Annotated in this window: 17 protein-coding genes and 1 pseudogene; 10 read left to right on the top strand and 8 right to left on the bottom strand. The window is 65.5% G+C overall.

Features of this window, described 5'->3' with window-relative positions:
- Nucleotides 1-99 precede the first annotated feature (99 nt).
- Together rnz and Q0964_RS01980 are read left to right on the top strand one after the other, a co-directional pair.
- The gene (gene rnz, locus Q0964_RS01975; RefSeq protein ID WP_299262900.1) at nt 100-1,026 is read left to right on the top strand and encodes a ribonuclease Z; all 927 of its coding nucleotides are present in this window, start codon (nt 100-102) and stop codon (nt 1,024-1,026) included.
- A gap of 363 nt (nt 1,027-1,389) precedes the next feature.
- Nucleotides 1,390-3,366: a DUF460 domain-containing protein gene (locus Q0964_RS01980; RefSeq protein WP_299262902.1), complete on the top strand. Its 1,977-nt coding sequence runs from the start codon at nt 1,390-1,392 to the stop codon at nt 3,364-3,366.
- On the opposite strand, the gene Q0964_RS01985 is transcribed toward Q0964_RS01980, so the two are convergent.
- Entirely contained in the window at nt 3,363-3,557 is a 195-nt protein-coding gene (locus Q0964_RS01985) for a DUF7470 family protein (RefSeq protein WP_299262904.1), read from the bottom strand. The genes Q0964_RS01980 and Q0964_RS01985 overlap by 4 nt on opposite strands.
- Nucleotides 3,558-3,720: 163 nt before the next feature.
- On the opposite strand from Q0964_RS01985, the gene Q0964_RS01990 reads away from it, so the two are divergent.
- On the top strand, nt 3,721-5,346 hold the full coding sequence (locus Q0964_RS01990; protein ID WP_299262906.1) for a carboxypeptidase-like regulatory domain-containing protein: 1,626 nt from the start codon (nt 3,721-3,723) through the stop codon (nt 5,344-5,346).
- A gap of 43 nt (nt 5,347-5,389) precedes the next feature.
- Here the strand turns inward: Q0964_RS01990 and Q0964_RS01995 are convergent, their stop codons facing one another.
- A complete protein-coding gene (locus Q0964_RS01995; RefSeq protein ID WP_299262908.1) occupies nt 5,390-6,457 on the bottom strand; it encodes a zinc-dependent alcohol dehydrogenase family protein in 1,068 nt (355 codons plus the stop codon).
- A gap of 206 nt (nt 6,458-6,663) precedes the next feature.
- Between Q0964_RS01995 and eif1A the strand changes: the two genes are divergently transcribed.
- From eif1A to Q0964_RS02010, 3 genes are all read left to right on the top strand, one after another.
- A complete protein-coding gene (eif1A, locus tag Q0964_RS02000; RefSeq protein WP_299262910.1) occupies nt 6,664-6,951 on the top strand; it encodes a translation initiation factor eIF-1A in 288 nt (95 codons plus the stop codon).
- Nucleotides 6,952-7,012: 61 nt separating this feature from the next.
- Nucleotides 7,013-7,861: a serine/threonine-protein kinase Rio1 gene (gene rio1 / locus Q0964_RS02005; RefSeq protein WP_299262913.1), complete on the top strand. Its 849-nt coding sequence runs from the start codon at nt 7,013-7,015 to the stop codon at nt 7,859-7,861.
- A gap of 85 nt (nt 7,862-7,946) precedes the next feature.
- A complete protein-coding gene (locus Q0964_RS02010; protein WP_299262915.1) occupies nt 7,947-8,495 on the top strand; it encodes a KH domain-containing protein in 549 nt (182 codons plus the stop codon).
- Nucleotides 8,496-8,554: 59 nt separating this feature from the next.
- Here Q0964_RS02010 and Q0964_RS02015 read toward each other — a convergent pair whose 3' ends face one another.
- Nucleotides 8,555-9,169: a hypothetical protein gene (locus tag Q0964_RS02015; RefSeq protein WP_299262917.1), complete on the bottom strand. Its 615-nt coding sequence runs from the start codon at nt 9,167-9,169 to the stop codon at nt 8,555-8,557.
- 109 nt (nt 9,170-9,278) lie between these two features.
- On the opposite strand from Q0964_RS02015, the gene thsA reads away from it, so the two are divergent.
- The gene (gene thsA, locus Q0964_RS02020) at nt 9,279-10,961 is read left to right on the top strand and encodes a thermosome subunit alpha (protein WP_299262934.1); all 1,683 of its coding nucleotides are present in this window, start codon (nt 9,279-9,281) and stop codon (nt 10,959-10,961) included.
- A 254-nt stretch (nt 10,962-11,215) separates the two neighbouring features.
- Here thsA and Q0964_RS02025 read toward each other — a convergent pair whose 3' ends face one another.
- Nucleotides 11,216-12,037, bottom strand: a complete 822-nt coding sequence (locus tag Q0964_RS02025; protein ID WP_299262919.1) for a hypothetical protein — start codon at nt 12,035-12,037, stop codon at nt 11,216-11,218.
- Nucleotides 12,038-12,322: 285 nt separating this feature from the next.
- On the opposite strand from Q0964_RS02025, the gene Q0964_RS02030 reads away from it, so the two are divergent.
- A complete protein-coding gene (locus tag Q0964_RS02030) occupies nt 12,323-12,652 on the top strand; it encodes a hypothetical protein (RefSeq protein WP_299262922.1) in 330 nt (109 codons plus the stop codon).
- Nucleotides 12,653-12,958: 306 nt separating this feature from the next.
- A complete protein-coding gene (locus Q0964_RS02035; protein WP_299262924.1) occupies nt 12,959-13,951 on the top strand; it encodes an ornithine cyclodeaminase family protein in 993 nt (330 codons plus the stop codon).
- A gap of 60 nt (nt 13,952-14,011) precedes the next feature.
- On the opposite strand, the pseudogene Q0964_RS18550 reads toward Q0964_RS02035, so the two are convergent.
- A pseudogene (locus tag Q0964_RS18550) lies at nt 14,012-14,125 on the bottom strand (DUF7535 family protein); the annotation flags it as partial.
- Nucleotides 14,126-14,316: 191 nt separating this feature from the next.
- On the opposite strand from Q0964_RS18550, the gene Q0964_RS02040 reads away from it, so the two are divergent.
- Nucleotides 14,317-14,478, top strand: a complete 162-nt coding sequence (locus Q0964_RS02040) for a hypothetical protein (protein WP_299262926.1) — start codon at nt 14,317-14,319, stop codon at nt 14,476-14,478.
- Nucleotides 14,479-14,654: 176 nt separating this feature from the next.
- Here the strand turns inward: Q0964_RS02040 and leuS are convergent, their stop codons facing one another.
- The 3 genes from leuS to Q0964_RS02055 all read right to left on the bottom strand — a co-directional run bounded on the left by leuS (nt 14,655) and on the right by Q0964_RS02055 (nt 18,657).
- On the bottom strand, nt 14,655-17,579 hold the full coding sequence (leuS, locus tag Q0964_RS02045; RefSeq protein WP_299262928.1) for a leucine--tRNA ligase: 2,925 nt from the start codon (nt 17,577-17,579) through the stop codon (nt 14,655-14,657).
- 162 nt (nt 17,580-17,741) lie between these two features.
- Complete coding sequence (locus Q0964_RS02050; protein ID WP_299262930.1) at nt 17,742-18,197, bottom strand: peroxiredoxin; 456 nt, start codon at nt 18,195-18,197, stop codon at nt 17,742-17,744.
- Between the two features lie 37 nt (nt 18,198-18,234).
- A complete protein-coding gene (locus Q0964_RS02055; protein WP_299262932.1) occupies nt 18,235-18,657 on the bottom strand; it encodes an Hsp20/alpha crystallin family protein in 423 nt (140 codons plus the stop codon).
- Nucleotides 18,658-18,706 lie beyond the last annotated feature (49 nt).

Below are 18,706 nucleotides of genomic sequence, written 5' to 3' on the forward strand. Positions count from 1 at the left end.
AATCGGTCGGTCGCCGTTCCCAGCGACGGGGACGACCCGGACGACACTCCCACGGTCCCTTTCGAAGCGGGTTTACCGCCGCCTGCCGACCGAACGGATATGCATGTGACCTTTCTCGGGACTAGCGGGGCCGTTCCGACGACGATGCGCAACCCGAGTGGGGTGATGGTCCGACGAGAGGGGGAACGCTACCTCTTCGACGCCGGCGAGGGGACACAGCGCCAGATGATGCGCTTCGGGACGGGGTTCGCCGTCTCGCACGTCTTTGTCTCCCACCTCCACGGTGACCACGTTCTGGGCCTGCCGGGCCTGATTCAGACCTGGGACTTCAACGACCGCGAAAACCCCGTGGCGATCCACACCCCGGCGGGTACTCGCCGACGAATCCGTGACCTGATCACGGTACTCGGCGCCGGTCCCTCGTTTCCGGTCCGCATCAACGAGGTCAAACCTGGCGACGTGGCGCTGGACGGCGGAGATTTCGAGGTCCGAGCGTTCGAGACCGACCACCGGACCACGTCGGTCGGCTACGCGATCCGCGAAGACGACCGCAAGGGCCGGTTCGACCGCGAGAGAGCAGAGGAGGAACTCGGCATCGAACCCGGCCCGGAGTACAGCAGGCTCCACAACGGCGAGCCAGTCGAACTCGACGACGGGACCGTCGTCCAGCCCGAACAGGTCGTCGGCCCGCCACGCCCGGGTCGACGACTGGTCTACACCGGCGACACCGCTCCCGCCGAGAGCGTCGTCGAGGCCGCCGCCGACGCTGACCTGCTTATCCACGACGCCACCTTCGCCGAGGACCGACGGGAACGGGCGCGCCAGACAGGCCATTCGACGGTGAAACAGGCCGCCGAAATCGCCAACCGTGCGGCAGCGAAACGACTGGCGTTGACCCACGTCTCGACACGCTACGCCGGCCAGTCCGACCGGCTGGAGGACGAGGCCCGCGAGGTGTTCGACGGCGAGGCCTTCCTTCCCGACGACGGGGACGAACGCGACGTGCCCTTCCCGGACGCGGAGTGACTCGCGCCCAGGGGTCGAGTTCCTCGCATCCGCAAACGGACTCGCGGCTCGAATCGGCCCAGACTAACGCGAGACCCCCCGACGTAGCCTCGTACGCGGGCGTCGCCTCGTCGCCGCCGATCGCGGAGAATCGAGAGGAAAACCCCGCGCTTCAGTTCGGGGAGGATGTCAACACGTCGGCGTGTGCGCTCGCGTCCAGCAAACGTCTCAGGTCACCGGCCAGGCCGGACGACTCGCGATATCCCCGCAGATAACTCATGACTAACGTGTCACCACCCAGAGGAGTACCGGTCCGTCACGCCCTGTCGAGTGGGTCGCTCGGCACGAAGTTTATGCCGCACAGGCTCTTACACTGTGGTAGTTGTGAACGCTCGTACGAGCGCGCTCGACGCAGTCGTCTTCGGCGTGGACGTCCAGAGCGGTGACGTGAGAGGGTCCGCTCCGTCGTACGCCCTCGTTGCCTTCGACGGCGAGTCCGTCGACCGGGACGTGGTCTCCCGGCGGAAACTCCGCCGGTTGATCGCGGACGAGGAGCCCGCAATCGTCGCGACGGACAATATGTACGAACTCGCCGAGGACAAGGACGCGCTGATCCACTTCCTCGGGCAGTTGCCCGACGAGACGAAACTCGTCCAGGTGACGGGCGCGGAGCGGCCGGAACCGCTCTCGCGGGTTGCCGGCCGGCACAACGTCCCCTACGGTAAGGACCCGATGAAAGAGGCCGAGGCGGCCGCGCGACTGGCCGCGATGAACGTCGGGCAGGAAGTGTCCGCCTTCACCAACACCACCCAAATAAAAGTCGCCCGCGGGCGCTCGACCGGCAAGGGTGGCTGGTCGGAGGACCGCTACACCCGTCGGATTCACGGGGCGGTCAAAAAACGCACTCGCGAGGTCGAGTCCGAACTGGACGACGCCGGTCTCGAATACGAACGGGACGCGACCGAGAAGTACGGCGGGTTCTCGAACGCGATTTTCGAGGTCGAAGGCCGGCCGGCGGACATTCCGGTTTCTGCGCACCGTTCCGGCGACGTGCGCGTCGAAATCGAGCGTGAACGTCGTGACGGTATCGAGTTTCAGCCGCTGGTCAAACGCCGGGACCACGTCATCGTCGGCATCGATCCGGGGACGACCACCGCGGCGGCCGTCGTCGACGTTCATGGGGAAGTGCTTGACGTACTCAGCACGCGAACCGCAGACACTGCCGACGTGATCGAGTGGGTCATCGAACGAGGGCGACCCATCGTCGTCGCCGCAGACGTCGAACCGATGCCCGAAACCGTCGAGAAGATCCGGCGGAGCTTCGAGGCCGCCGCGTGGGAACCACACCGTGACCTCCCGGTCGACGAGAAGAAACACCGGACTCGCGAGGAGGGGTACGACGACGACCACCAGCGCGACGCCCTGGCGGCGGCACTGTCGGCGTTCGACGACCACGAGGACCAGTTCGAGCGAATCGCGGAGAAGGTGCCCCCACAGTTCGACCTCGGCGAGGTGCTGGCCCGCGTCGTCGCCGGCGAAGAGTCCGTTGAGGCGGTAATCTCGGACTTGGAGCGTGACCCCGACGAGGACGAAGAGACTACCGAGCACACGCCCCGGGAACTCACCGAGGAAGAAAAGAAGATCAAACGGCTCGAAGCGCGGGTCGAGCGACTGGAGTCCCACGCCGACGACCTGAAAGACACCATCGCGCGCAAGGACGACCGAATCGAGGAGTACGAACAGGAACTCTCGGACGCCCGCCGCGAGGAGCGCCGCGAGGCCCGTGAGCGCCGCGAAATAACCCGTCTGGAGCGAGAGAGCGAACGGCTAGAGCGGGAACTCGACGAGGAGCGCGAGCGGGTCGGCGATCTTGAGGACAAGCTCGAACGACTCAAATCGTTGTGGAAACTCGACCACTCGAACTTCGCGGACGTATCAGAGAAACAGCAGGACCTCGTCCCGGTGAAGGTGATTGAGGAGTTCACCAGGGACGCCATCGAGCGGGCCGACGAGGCCTACGGACTCGCCGAGGGCGACGTGATCTATCTACGGGACGGGAGCGGAGCCGGGCGGTCGACCGCCAAGCGACTCGCGGACGTGAATCCGCACGTGGTCCTGCGGGACGGCGGGCGTCTGTCCGACGTTGCCGACGACCTGCTCTTTGAGCACGACGTGCCGGTCGGCCCCGCCGAAGACGTGAAAATTCAGGAGGTCGACGAACTCGCGGTCGCTCGCGAGAGCGAGGTCGAGGCCGTAATCGACGACTGGGCGGCCCGGGCTGAAGAACGCGAGAAACAGAACAACGAGCAGATGGTCGACCGACTGATCAGCGAACACCGGGCCGACCGCCCGGAGAGCTAAGTCACGTCACCCAACCCCATCCCGAGCGCGCCCAGAATCGTCGTCACGAACCCGTACGCGACGAGCATCAACCCCGCGAACGCGAACCCGACACCGGCCGCTACGTACACGCTCTCTATCGCGACGACGCTGATTCCACCCACTAGAAACACTAACCCCAGAACCCCCGCCGCCCCGATCTTGTCCAGCATACACGCATCTCCCATCTCGGGTAGCTTAAAAACCGTGACTCGGCACGACAGCGCCTGTGCCGGCGGTAACGGGTCCGGCCCAGACGACTGGAACAGAACACGGGTTTGTAATTAAACCAAACGAAAAATTTTAAGATGAAAATAGAGAAATTAATGCGACACCATGGGGGAGATACGGATAGCAGCAGTCGTTGCCGTCGTCACACTCGGACTCGCGGCTGTGGGGACGGTGGGGGCAGTCGACGGAAGCGTCGCGATAGGCGTCGATGCGGCGGACGCGTCGCTCGGGGCGGTGCAGACGAACACTACTGACGGAACGAACACGACGAATACGACCGATACGACCGACGCGAATGCCACGGGGACCGTCGCGGGGACGGTGACGGACGGCGGTGGCTCGGCGGTGGCGGACGCGACCGTCACGGTTGGCTCGGCGACGACGGCGACGGATGCGACGGGTGGGTACGCGGTCACGGTGCCGACCGGCGTGTACACGCTCACGGTGTCGGTCGCCGGCGAGCAGGTCGCCACGCAGTCGGTGAACGTGACGGCCAACGAGACGACCGTCGCCGACGTGAGCGTCGCCGTGACGACGACGATTAGCGGGACGGTGACCGACAGCGATGGGCAACCGGTCAGTTCGGTGATCATCGACCTGCGACAGCCGGGTGGGTTCGAGGACACGGCCGGGTTCCCCGACGAGTACGTGGCACGCACGCAGCCAGTCGCCAACGGAAGCTACCAACTCTCCGTCGGCCCGGGCGACTACGACATCGGGGCCGGAAGCGTCGAGTACGGCCTCGAAGTAGCGAACGTCTCGCTCTCGCTGGGTGAAACGCTGACCCGGAACTTCACGCTCGACCGGGCCGACGGGGGAATCACCGGCACCGTCACCGGCGAGAGCGGAGCGCCAGTACAGAACGCCACCGTGACGACGCTGAACGACACGGCGTCCGCGACGAGCAACGCCGACGGCGGCTTCACACTCACGCTGGCCGAGGGCACGTACTCGGTCGTCGTCGACGCTGACGGCTACCAGCCGACCACCAGCGACGTCTCCGTGCAGGCGGGCCAAACCACGGCGATCGACTTTTTGCTCACGACGCGCGACGCAACGTCGCCGCTCGACGTCGCAATCAGCGGCACGTCGAGCCCGGTCGCACCGGGCGACACACTCGCCGTCGATGCGGCGCTGACCAACCGCCGCGACGTGACGGTCAGCCAGACGGTCTCACTCGTCGTCGACGGGACGACCGTCGACGACACGTTCGTCTCGGTGGCCGCCGGTGCCAGCCGGTCGGTCACGCTCGTGTGGACGTCGAGTTCCGATGCCAGCGGGAGTTACACCGCAGTCGTCCGGAGCGGCGACGCAGCCGCTTCGACCGCCATCGCCGTCGACCCGTCGCTGAACGACTCCAACGCCAGTGGGACCGACGGCGGCGACACCGGTGACGGAACCGGAGAGAACGAGACCGGTGACTCCGACCCGTTGTTCGGGACCGGCGACGACTCGACCGACTCCGGTCCGATGTTCGGGACCGATAACACCTCCAGCGGCGACCTGTTCGGTGGAATCGGGAACGACACCAGCCAGCCGTTCGGCGGGTTCAACACGTCCAGTCCGGGCGGGGCGACGTTCGAGTTCGGCACCGACACCGGTGGCTCCGGGTTCGAGTTCGAGACCGGCTCCGACGCGCCAGCGTTCGAGTTCGGCACCGAGACCGGCGGCACGGACTTCGAGTTCGGCACCGATTCGGACACGCCGACGTTCGACTTCTCCCCGGACTAGCTGGGCACCGTTTCTTTCCGACGGGCGGTGAGGAAAGGGACCGCTAGAACTCGTCGCAGACGGGGATACCGACGGTTTCGTAGTTCCCCATGTTGCTGATCATGTCCGGGACCTCTTCGAGGGAGACGGTCTCGGTGACGATCTGGCCGGGGTCGATCTTGCCGCGGGACATCATGCGGAAGATCTGGTCGTACTCGTTCGGTGGCATCCCGAAGGAGCCGTAGAACTCGCGTTCGTCCATCACCATATTGTCGACCGGCAGTTCGACGTTCCCGTCGTTTTCGCCGGTCGTGAGACCGATCTGGAGATGCTGTCCGGCCTTGCCCAGTGAGTTGACCGCGTTCTTGCAGGTCTGAGCGACGCCCAGTGCGTCGACGGCCACGTCGACGCCGTGGGACCCCTCGGTGTGGGCCTTGACGGCCTGTGCGGCGTCTTTCACGTCGGTGGCGTTGATGATTTCGTCGGCGCCGAGTTCCTCGGCGGCCCGGAGCTGCTCGTCTTTGATATCGACGGCGATGACGTTGGCACCGAGCGCGTCGGCGATGTGGACAGCCGAGAGACCGACGCCACCACAGCCGTGGATAGCCACCCAGTCGCCGGGCGTGACGTCGACACGGCTGATCAAACCGTGGAACGCAGTCGCGAACCGACAGCCCAACCCGGCGACGTCGACGGGGTCGACGCCGTCGGGGAGCTTCACGACGTTGTGGTCGGCTTCTCGGACGGGGAAGCGCTCGGCGAAGGCCCCGGGGGCCATCTGCAGGAAGCCGAGCGGTACCATCCGGTCACAGATGTTTCCGCGGCCGTCTCGGCAGTGTTGACAGGTGCCGTCCGAGAGGTTGAATGGGACGGTCACCATGTCGCCCTCCCGGAACCGTTCGACGTTGTCCCCGACCTCGACGACATGGCCGGCCGGCTCGTGACCAAAAATCAACCCTTCGGTCGGGACGACGCCGATGTGACCCCAATCCCCCTGCCAGGCGTGCCAGTCGCTCCGGCAGATCCCGCAGGCCTCCGTCTCGACGACCACCTGGTCCTCGTCCGCTGTCGGCTCCTCGACGTCTTGAATTTCGAGGGGCTCCTCTACGCCCTGGAAGACTGCTGCTTTCATACAACCCATATCAGCAGAGACACCCTAATAAAACATTGGTAAGCCTTTTCATACCCCACAGTTTTCAGGCGTAACCGGTTATATATACCCGTATCTTGTGAGGCGTGTTATCACGCGCTCGTGGCCGGTGTCGGCGACGCCGGGGGTGTCGCGGCTATCTCACGTTCTTGAAAAACTTAAACCGTCTGCCCGCCGAAGATGCGATTATGAGTGACAACGAGGGACGCAAAGATCTTCGCATGCCCGACGAAGAGGAAGTCTTTGCGGTCGTCACGAACATGCTCGGTGCGAACCGGGTACGCGTAAGGTGTATGGACGGTGTCGAACGCACAGCCCGCATCCCTGGGAAGATGCAAAAACGCATCTGGATCCGCGAAGACGACGTAGTACTGGTCGAACCGTGGGACTGGCAGGACGAGAAAGCCGATATAAGTTGGCGCTACGAGAAACAGGAGGCAGACCAACTGCGACAGGAGGGTCACATTCAAAAGTGACGTGTCCTACTACGGGGCGTGCCGACGGGACCGACTCGTGGTCGCGTTCTGAGGGAACCAGATGACCACCGAGTTCGACCTCGTCGACACCGACGACGTCGACTCGCCCGGCGACGAGTGGGAAGAAATCGACGTCGCCGACACCGAGGCCGACCGCATTGCCCGCAGCCGCGACCGAGAGTTCAGCCAGTTCCGCGACCGGATCAAGGACGCGGACCAGTTCAAGGTCGAAGCGTCCGTTTTCGACGACGCTACGTACGGCGCTCTCTACAAACTCGTCCAGGACGGGTACATCGACGCCTTCGGCGGACCGATCTCGACGGGCAAAGAGGCGAATGTTTACTCGGCACTGGGCGACGACGAGGAAGTTGCGGTCAAAGTGTACCGGATCAACGCCTCCGACTTCCGGGACATGCGGGGATACCTCGACGGCGACCCCCGGTTCGAGGGCATCGGCTCGAACAAAAGCGATATTGTCAAAGCCTGGGTCCGAAAGGAGTACGCGAATCTCGAACGCGCGCGTGCGGCCGGTGTCCGCGTCCCAAACCCCCTTGCGGTCGAGCGTAACGTGCTGGTGATGGAACTGCTGGGCATCGACGAGGGCCGGGCCAAGCGACTGTCGGAGGTTCACATCGAGAACCCCGAAACCGCCTTCGAGGTGGTGCGAGAGTACATGCGCCGTCTCAACAGTGCCGGTCTGGTCCATGGCGACCTCTCGGAGTACAACGTCATCCTCCACGGCGAGGAACTCGTCGTCATCGACCTGGGGCAGGCGGTCACGGTCCATCATCAGAACAGCCGCGAGTTCCTCGAACGGGACTGTCACAACGTCGCCGCGTTCTTCCGCCGGCAGGGACTGGACGTCAAGGACGACGACCTGCTGAAATTCGTGACGGCTGCGGACGAGTGACCGCCATCGAGGGTGGCTCCCGCTGGCCGGTGCGGCCGTTGTGCGAAGGCTTAAAACCGCGCGGTGCCGTACTTGTCGCCATATTATGCAGCACGTGAAGATACCGCAGGACCGCATCGGCGTGCTCATCGGCGAAGGTGGGGAGACGATGCGAGAGATCGAAGAGCGCGCAGAGGTGCGACTCGACATCGACTCGGAAAGCGGGTCGGTCCGTATCGAGAAAGTCGGCGACCCCATCGTGGGGTTGAACGGCCCGGACATCGTGAAAGCAATCGGCCGCGGGTTCGCCCCCGAGGACGCGCTGGAACTCCTCGCGGACGACCTGATGATGTTCGACGTGGTCGACCTGAAGGCTGCCGCCCGGAACAAGAAAGATATGCGACGAAAGAAAGGGCGGCTCATCGGCGAAAACGGCCGGACGCGGGAGTTGATGGAGGAACTGTCCGGTGCGGCCGTCGTTATTTACGGTTCGACGCTGTCGATGGTCGGCGAACCCGAACAGGTCGACACCGTTCGGGAGGCGACCGAGATGATTCTCGACGGCGCGCCACACGGCTCGGTCTACTCGTTCCTGGAGCGACGCCACAACGAGATGAAACAGAAGGGCATCGAGTACCACCAGTTCACCGGCTGAGCCGCCACGTGCACTGACTGGACGCCGACCCGCAGGACGAACGGTTCCGATTCGTCCGGCTATTCGTCGCCGCTCTCATCTTCCTCGTCCAGCGACACGCCTCCGATGGCCTCCGCGATATCGTCGTCGGCGGCCGCCCCCTCGCCCTCGTCCATATCTTCGTCCTCGCTGTCCGGGCCCATCGTCTCCTGGTCGGGTTCGATGTCGCTATCGAGGCTCGCCGACTCGCCGGCGGCGTCCGACTCGCTCGCGGCGCGAGATTCCAAACCCGTCTCGCCGGTGTTGGCGGTCGCAGTTTCCGTCTCGGCCACAGTTCCGGTCCCCCCGGGCTGTCCGAGGTCGGCGTCGGGGTCAGCCGGGTCGTCGAAGTCGTGCTGGCGTTCGAGCAGCTTGACACGCTCTTCCAGCTCCGAGACGCGACTCGCGACCGCCGGCGCCTGTGTGGTCGCCAGGTCCGACATCGGGCGGTTGGCGACGATCCACCGGAGGTACGCGCCCCGGTCATCGAACCCTTGGAGCCGAGCCTCCTCGTCCAGTTGCGCACCCAACTCGTCGTCTAAACGTAAGCGAATCTCCATCGCCCGAACGTACGCCAACGGCTCACCTAAATCCCGGTGCTGGCCGGCGACGACTTGGACGGTCGCCGTCCCGTTGTTTAAACCCTCTCGTGGCATCTGATGACACGCACACTGGATGGACCGCCCGTTGGCGGTTTCGGCTACGGGTAACACAACGTTTATATAGAATGGCAATACTATCTTTTGCTTGACTATGGCTCAGCAGATGGGTAACCAGCCCCTCATCGTACTCTCCGAGGAGAGTCAGCGGACATCAGGGAAAGACGCACAGTCGATGAACATCACGGCCGGGAAGGCCGTCGCCGAGTCCGTTCGGACCACACTCGGTCCGAAGGGAATGGACAAGATGCTCGTGGGCGACACGGGCAGCGTCGTCGTCACGAACGACGGCGTCACCATTCTCGACGAGATGGACATCGAGCACCCCGCGGCCAACATGATCGTCGAGGTCGCCCAGACCCAGGAGGACGAGGTCGGCGACGGCACGACGACCGCCGTCGTCATTTCCGGGGAACTCCTCGCCAAGGCCGAGGACCTGCTGGACCAGGACATCCACGCCACCATCCTGGCCCAGGGGTACCGACAGGCCGCTGAGAAGGCAAAAGAGATCCTCGAGGACATGGCCATCGAAGTCGACGAGGACGACACCGACATCCTCGAACAGATCGCTGCGACCGCGATGACCGGCAAGGGCGCCGAAAACGCCAAAGATACGCTGGCCTCGCTCGTCGTCGACGCCGTGCGCGCCGTCGCCGACGACGAGGGCATCGACACGGACAACATCAAAGTCGAGAAGGTCGTCGGCGGCTCTATCGACGAGTCCGAACTCGTCGAGGGCGTCATCGTCGACAAGGAGCGCGTCCACGACAACATGCCCTACGCCGTCGAGGACGCCGACGTGGCCCTGCTCGACACGGCCATCGAGGTCCCCGAGACGGAACTGGACACCGAAGTCAACGTCACCGACCCCGACCAACTTCAGCAGTTCCTCGACCAGGAGGAAAAACAGCTCCAAGAGATGGTCGACAACCTGAACGATGCCGGCGCCGACGTCGTCTTCTGTCAGAAGGGCATCGACGACATGGCCCAGCACTACCTGGCTCAGGAAGGCATCCTGGCCGTTCGTCGAGCCAAAAAGTCCGACGTCAAGGCGCTCGCCCGCTCGACGGGCGCTCGGATCGTCTCCAACATCGACGACGTCACCGAGGACGACCTCGGCTTCGCCGGTTCCGTCGCCGAGAAAGACATCGGCGGCGACCAGCGCATCTTCGTCGAGGATGTCGACGACGCCAGGGCCGTCACGCTGATTCTGCGCGGCGGGACCGACCACGTCGTCGACGAGGTCGAACGCGCAATCGAGGACTCACTGGGCGTCGTGTCCGTCACTCTCGAAGACGGGCAGGTCCTCCCCGGCGGTGGGGCCCCCGAAACCCAGCTCGCGCTCGGTCTGCGTGACTACGCCGACTCCGTCGGCGGCCGCGAGCAGCTGGCTGTCGAGGCCTTCGCCGACGCTATCGACGTCGTTCCGCGGACGCTCGCCGAGAACGCCGGCCTCGACCCCATCGACTCGCTGGTCGAACTCCGCAGTCAGCACGACGGCGGTTCCACCACGTCCGGGCTGGACGCTTACACCGGTGAAGTCGTCGACATGGAGGACGACGGTGTCGTCGAGCCCCTCCGCGTCAAAACACAGGCCGTCGAGAGCGCCACGGAAGCCGCAGTCATGATCCTGCGAATCGACGACGTCATTGCGGCCGGCGATCTCAAGGGCGGCGGCTCCGACGACGACGGCGACGAAGGGCCACCCGCAGGCGGCCCCGGCGGCGCGCCCGGCGGCATGGGCGGCATGGGCGGCGGTATGGGCGGCGGCATGGGCGGGATGATGTAGGAGAGGCGAGCGTAGCGAGTCTCTCCGAACTGCCGAGCGGGGAACGAAGTGACCCGCGAGGCAAACCCACGTTTCGCACCTCGCTTGGGCGCTTCGTGCCCCCTCGGGGCGCGGTGCTCGCTCGTCGGCGTTCCGCGCGCTCACGGGGTTTCGCCACGTTCGCGTGCGGTACTGCAACTCGCCCACACCGCACCCGCATCGCTCCGTCGAACGCAACTCCGTTTCTTTCGTGACCGCTCGCCAGCAACGGCTCCTCAGTCGCTCCCGAACCAGACTGCGCCGTAACGCAGTCGCTCGGTCACCTGCTCACCGGTCCGGACGCGTTCGTAGCGCACCTCGTAGGACATGACGACGGTACTCGGCTCGACCTCCAGTAGGACCGAGAGGTTCCGAACCCGCTCGCCGAACAGCGTCGCCGTCGTTGCGTTGGCCCGGTAGTAGTACGTCGTCGTCCGCAGCGGGACTCCGTTCGGGTTGTCGGTCCGGACCAACTCGGCCGTCGAGAGAATCGGTTCCAACCGGTCCCGGAACGACGGCGCAGGCACCCGGTCTTCGGTCCGGGTCGCCGCGACCGAGCCGAACGGGTCGTCGGTGGTCACGACCGTCCAGGCCTGCGAGGAGTCGCCTGTGTCGGTGCCAGAGAGCGGGCGGCCGTTCCGGCGTTCTAAGCGACCGTCGGTGATGCGATAGCCGGTCTCCGTCTGCTCGCCGTCGACCACCTGCAGGTCGGTCGCGCGGTAGCTAGGCGACCCGGATTCGGCGCGGCCGTCGACCACCCGCCGCCGAACCGTCCCGTTCCGGTCGGTGACCGCTCGCTCGTATGTGAACACGACGGACGCCTCGTTGAGGGTCCCGACGTGGGCGGTCAACAACGCGTCGGGGTCGACGACCTGCCGGCGGGTCACGCCGACAGCGATCCGTGGACGGGCGGTCACGGTCGGCGTCGCCTCGGGTGTCGGGACGGTGACCTCTGGCACGGAGACGGGGTCGGGCGTCTCCGTGTCGTCGGCAGTGAGCCCGGCACAACCGGCCGCGAGAACGGCACAGCACAGGAGGACCGGCGCGAGGCGGGGCATAGCCACTTCTGGGGCTGTCTCGACTTAAGCGCCCGGGCGGCGCGTTTCTGGACGACGGGCGCGTCCGACGATATCCTCCTCTACCGGAGTACTGCGTCTCGCCCGGCGCTGGAGATTGCATACCGCTGTCGTGCTCGACCTCGGTGAGACCCTCTCGGTCGGCTTCGCTCTCGACACCACGGAGGCCGACTCCGCCGCGCCGCTACAACTATTCTTCCACGTCTCGGACACGTCTCGGGGTTCGGTGGTCGCCCCGTCGACAACGTCGACGGCGACAGGACGAACGTGAGTGCCGTCAACCTGGACACCGGGAACCAGTTCCGTATCGACGGCAACAACACCGGGCACGACCCGCTCGGGGCTGTCACGGTGACCCGGCAGGAACCGCCCGGTGGCGTCGAGGGGAGCGACTCCCGAACCACGGTCGACGCGGACGCCGCCAATTCCGAGAACGTTCGGTTCTCTCGGGTCGCAAACGGGACGCTGCCGCTCACGGACCCACTCTCCCTCTGCCGTGAGGACGGCGAACACGTCGTTACCTTCCGCTCGGAGGGCCCGACGCGACTGCTCGTCGCCGTCGACCGCCAATCGACTACGTCGACCGAGCGGGCCTGAACCGGACGACCGAGCCCACGACGGTGCCTCCCACCCAGGCGCCCGCGACGCGGCCCGACGAGTCCGGCATCTTCGACCTCTCTGATGTCGACGGCCCGGCCGCACTCGCGCTCTCGGGAACAATCGTCTTCGTCGTTCTCGGCATTCTCTACTCCGTTCGCCCTGGCTCCGAGACGACGAAGACGAGAACAGGGGAGACGACCCCTCACCGAGGACGACGAGCCGACGGCCGGGGACGGCGGTCGCAGACGGGACCGGTGAGGGTGACGCCTGAGGCTTAAGTCCCGCGACCGACCAGATGTTGGTATGGAGACGCTGCTGTTGAACCCGGCTGCCGTCGAGGAGAGCGCACAGCTGCCGGCAGTCGTCGACGCCGTCGAGGGGGCTTTCGCCGCGTACGCCCGCGGGGACGCCCGAATGCCTGCCAAATCCTACATCGACCTCCCGCAGTACGACGGGGATTTCCGGTCGATGCCCGCCTATCTGGGCACCGACGACTGGGACGGCGCTGGTATCAAGTGGGTCAACTCCCACCCGTCCAATCCCGAGGAACACGGCCTGCCGACGGTGATGGGGACGATGATCTACTCCGACCCCGAGACCGCCGCGCCGCTGGCGATTATCGACGGGACGACCCTCACCCGCAAACGGACCGGCGCGGCCGCCGCCGTCGCCACTGACCACCTCGCCGTCGACGACGCCACCTCGCTCGGCCTCGTCGGCGCGGGCGTCCAGGCCCGCGCACAACTGGAGGCCATCGCCGCGGTCAGAGACATCGAAACCGTCGTCGTCGCCGACAAGGACCCCGACGCCGTCGACACGTTCCGGGCGGCGATCGCCGACACCTACGACGTTCGGGACGGCACCATCGCCGACGCCGCCGCCTGTGACGTGGTTTCGACGACGACGCCGGTCCGGGACCCAATCGTCCCCCGCGATGCCGTCGGTGAGCACACTCACATCAACGCGATGGGGGCCGACGCCGAGGGGAAACACGAACTCGCCGACCAGATTTTGCTCGACGCGAAACTGGTCATCGACGACCACGCACAGTGTACCCACTCCGGCGAGATCAACGTCCCGTACGCCGCCGGGACCCTCGACGACGAGGACATTCACGCCGAACTCGGTGTGGTCGTCGTCGAGGAAAAAAGCGGTCGGAGCGCCGACGACGGCGTCACCGTCTTCGACTCCACGGGACTGGCCATCCAGGACGTGGCCAGCGCACACGTCGTCTACGAGTACGCCAGCGAACACGACGTGGGCGAGTCGATGGAACTGGTCGGGTCGGACCTCTAGATCCGACCTGCCGACCGTTGAACCGCGAACTCTGCGTCGCGGGCACAGCACCGAGACGAACGGCAGGTGTGACAGGACGACCACGGCCAACACGAACGCCAGGTCACAGTCTATCAGGTCCATCTCCGTGCCGGGCCGTCCGCTGCAGGGCGGTGTGACTGTCCGAAACGACACGGGCAGTGCGAACCGTCGCCTCGTTCGCCCACACCTGTCCGCTCCACGGGCCGGTGGACAGACCGGCGCGGTCGGTTTCGGACCGCCGCCGTCGTGGTGAGCCGGTTCTCCTTCCGGGCCGCCGAGTGCTGGCGTTTCCTCGGCTCGAAGCCGACGGTACTGTTTTTAATCTTCTGGCCATACCCATGGATATGCCTTACATGTCGGGTGACGACTTCAGTGTTCACGCCGACGAGTGCGCGAAACAGGATTCGGGGTGGATGCCCCTGTCGGATCTGCCCGACGAGGTGAATTCGATCGAGGACCTCGAGTGTGAATGCTGGGACGAGTACGAATCGCTCGCGGAGGTGTAGCGGTTCCACAGACCGGCGTCCGAACGGCCCGACAGGGCTCGCCGGCCGACCGTCGTTCTGGGTGTCCGAACCGGAGACCGACCGCGCGCCGAGGGCGTGTCGGCACACTCGTTTCGGCCGCCTGCTAGCTCGTCTCTACCGGATGTCAGCCGGCGGCTAGCCCTCGTTTGACTGTGTTACTCCAGGTGGATGGCTGGCCGGAACGGGACGGCGCTGTCAGCCGTGCCGTCCGGGTCGACGGCGTCGGGGTCAGCCTCGTCGTAGACCTCGACGGTCGCGTCGAACTCGGACTCGAGGAAGCCCCCAGCGTCCGCGTAGACGGCCCGTTCGTCGACGTCGGCCATCGCGGCGAGTTCGTCCGCGTCGCGTTCGCGGACCAATTCCACGAGGTCTTGCACGAGGTCGTTGACCGCGTCCCCTCTCTCCCGGAGGTCGGGGTCCTCCATGACCTGACCCATGACCGCGCCGACGTCGGTTCCGGTTTCCCGCACAGTCTCGAACACGTCGCGCTTCCAGTTGGCCGCGACGTACACCCGCACCGTGTCGGGGTCGGTCCCGGTCACGTCCACGATGTCGTGGATGTCGTCGGTGACGGCCTCGACCAACCGCTCTCGGCGCTCGACGGTCTCGTCCTCGAACTCCGGGATGGGTTCGGGCCAGTCGGCATCCTCAGCGGGCTCGCCGGTCAACTGCTCGTGGAGTTCGTTCGCCATGAACGGGACGAAGGGTGCGAGCAGGCGCAGTCGCGTCCGCAACACCTCACGGAGCGTCCACTGTGCGCCGGTCCGGTCGAGGTCGGCCCGCCGCCGGTACCACTTCAGATGCTCCTCGAAACTGTAGAAGACGGCCTGACTCGCCGTCCGGGTCTCGAACCCGTCCATGGCCTCTGTGGCCGCCCGGATCGTCCCCTGGAGCTTCGAGAGGAGCCAGCGGTCGATATGTTCGAGGTCGGGCCGCACGTCCTCGTCGCCGTCCACGTCCGCCGTCTCCTCGCCGTCGATTTCGAGGGTGATCTCGACCATCTCGTCGACGTCGTAGCCGATGACCGCTTGGGCTCGCGACCAGAACCGGTCGAGCTGGGCGCGCGTACTGCCCACGAGGTCGTCTCGCCAGTCGTAGTCCTGCCACGGCTCCGCGGAGTTCAGTAGGAAGAATCGGACGGTGTCGGCCCCGTACTCGTCGATTGCCTTCGAGGGAAGGACAACGTGTCCCTTCGAGGAGGACATCGCTTCACCTTCCAACAGACCCATCCCCATGATAGTGATGCCCTGGGGCCACTTCTCCTCGGAGAACAGTTCACCGTGGTGGAACTGGAAGAACGTGAGGTGGTTGTTGATGAGGTCGTTCCCGGAACACCGCCAGTCGACTGGGTACCAGTGTTCCCACTCCTCGCGGAGTTCCAGCGCGCGCTCGTCGGGGTCTGCCACCGCATCGGCGCCGTAAAACAGGGCGTCGAAGAAGTCGTGGTCGAGGTCCTCGACCGGGATGTTCTCGAGCCGGTGAGCGATGGTGTAGTAAGACATGTACACCGTCGAGTCTGACAGGGGCTCGATCACGAAGTCCTCGTCCCACGGCAGACGGGTGCCCAGCCCGTAGTTGCGGATGCAGGGCCACTCGTTGAGCCAGTCGATGGTGTGATCGTACTGATCCCGGGTGTTCTCGGGAATCGTCTCCATCCCGTCCAGAACCGCGTGGGCCTTTCCCGTCCACTCGGCGTCGTTGTACCGCAAAAACCAGGTGTCCTGTTTGGCGACCTCCACGTCGCCGCCACAGCGACAGACGACTTCCTCGGTGAACTCGTACATCTCGTCGAACGCGCCCGTCTCTTGGTAGTGTGTGCGGAACTCCTCGCGGACGTTCTCGACGGTCATGCCCGCGAACTCGCCGTAGTCGTCGTGCATGACGCCCTGATGGAACTCGGCCTGGTAGAGGTCGGCCGTCACGTCCTCCAGTTCCGGGGCGTCCGAGGACTCGATGCCGGCCGCCTCGACGGCCGTCCGCGCCGGAATCTCGCCGTACTCCTCGATGTCCAGAATTGGAACCGGCTCGACGTCGGCCACGTCCTCGGGGTCGATCCCGTACTCGCGCATGCGGTCGTCGTCGTCTTTGGCCTCCTGCAGTGCCAGATAGTCGTCGGGCGAGTGGGCCGGCACGGACATGACGACGCCGGTCGCGTTGTCGGTGTCGACGAAGGTCGCCGGCAGGATCAGTACCTCGTCACCGGTGATAGGGTTGGTGACCGTCTCGCCGATCAGGTCTTCGCCGGTGAGTTCGTCTTCGATGTCTATCTCCCGCTCCTGGAGTCGCAGTTTTTCGACGGCCTCGCTGGAGACGACCCAGGTTTCCTGATCGACAGTCGCCCGCACGTACTTCCCGTCGGGGTGGGCGTAGGCGTTCGTGACGCCCCGGACGGTCTCGGGTCGGAGGGTGGCCATCGGGGCGGTCACGTCCTCGCCGTCGAACTCCATCCCGAACTTTACGAGGGTGTACTCCTGGAACTCGGCCTCTTCGCCCTCGAGCAGGTCGTGTGTCGTAACCGGGTTCTCCTCGTCCGTACAGAACTTCACCGGGTGGAGTCCCTTCTCCAGCAGCCCCCGATCTTTGAGGGTCTCGTACTGCCAGGTGATGAACTGCGAGTACCGCTCGTCGTTGGTGGTGAACTCCCGTCGCCAGTCGACGGAGAGTCCGAGTTGCCTCATACCCGACTTGTAGTGATTCTCGATGAAGTAGCGGGCAAAGCCCATCGGCGTCTCCAACTCCTCGAGAGTGTCTTCCGGGACGTTGTAGGTGTCTCGCAGCACCGACAGCTGATCTGCCTCGCCTTTTTTCAGACGCTCGACGGCGCCAATGATCGGCGTGCCGGTGACGTGCCAGGCGATCGGAAAGAGGACTTCGTCGCCCTGGAGCCGGCGGTAGCGGGCGTACACGTCGGGCACGGTGTAGGTTCGGCAGTGGCCGATGTGCATCCCCCCGCTCGGATAGGGGTAGGGGACGGTAATGAAGGTCGGATCGGCCTCGCCGTCGGGATCGGCCTCGTACCGTCCCGTCTCGGCCCAGCGCTCGCGCCACTCCGCCTCCAGCCGTTGTGGCTCGTAATCCATACCTACCGGTTCCCGCTGCCAGAGTAAAAAGAACTCCCTATCGACGCCCGCCCGCGTCCAGTCACCCCGCAGGTCGGCGGGACTCCTCCCGAGTGCCGTCCGCAGTCTCGCGCCCGGCGTCGTCGGCTGGACGGCGTCCTGCCGGCCGCCGGTCAGCATCGGTCAGCCGAGCGTGACGACCCCGTCGTCGAGCAGTTCCAGTAGGAGGTCGCGGGCGTGCCCGTCCGGATTCACACCGGTCTGGACGCGTTCGACTGCCCCGTCGGCGAGGACGAACGTCGTTCGGGGCGTCGAGCCGCCGGGTGCGTCGCGTGGGACGCCGAACGCCGCCGCCACCTCGCCATCGGGGTCGGCCAGCAGGTCGAATTCGACACCGGCCTCGTCGGCGAATTCGCGGTGTGACTCGGCGTCGTCGGTCGAGACGCCGTACACCGTGACGCCAGCGTCGTCGTACGTCTCACGCTCGCGTGCGAACTGTTCGGCCTCTGTTGTACAGCCCGGCGTCCCGTCTTCGGGATAAAAGTAGACGACCGTGGGGTCGGTGAACGTCGGCGAGACCGTCTCGCCGTGCTGGTTCTGTGCCGTCACCTCGGGTGCCGGATCGCCAGCGTCGAGCATGTCCGGCGGTTCGGCGGCCGACGGGAAGGCCGTTGTGCTAGCGCACCGGGATGTCCGTCGCGTCACCGGCCTCCTGTTTCGGGAGTCGGACCGTCAGCACGCCGTTGTCGTGGCTCGCCTCGGTAGACTCCTTTTGAACTCGGTTCGGGAGCGGTACCGTTCGACTCTTTGAGCGGTGGGTCCGTTCCTGCCGGAGGTACTGACGGTCGTCGTCTTCGGTCTCGGCGGTCGTCCCCTGAGTGGCGTCGATCCGCACCGTCTGCGGGTCAGGCAGGGTCACGTCGATGTCGTCGCTGGCGTAGCCGGGTAGGTCGGCGGTCACCTCGAAGGCATCGCCCGTGTCGGCCACGTCGACGGCGACGCTCCCGCTGACTCCCGTCACCGGCTCGAACTCGGTGAACTCGCTGCTGATCCGGTCGAACAGGCGGTCGATCTCCTCGAATGGGTTCTGTCGGTCCATGGGATCTCCCCATCGAGAGTACGATAGCCTGGTAAAACTGTCTGTCGCC

It is taken from the genome of Halorientalis sp., from assembly GCF_028275115.1.
Lineage (GTDB): Archaea > Halobacteriota > Halobacteria > Halobacteriales > Haloarculaceae > Halorientalis.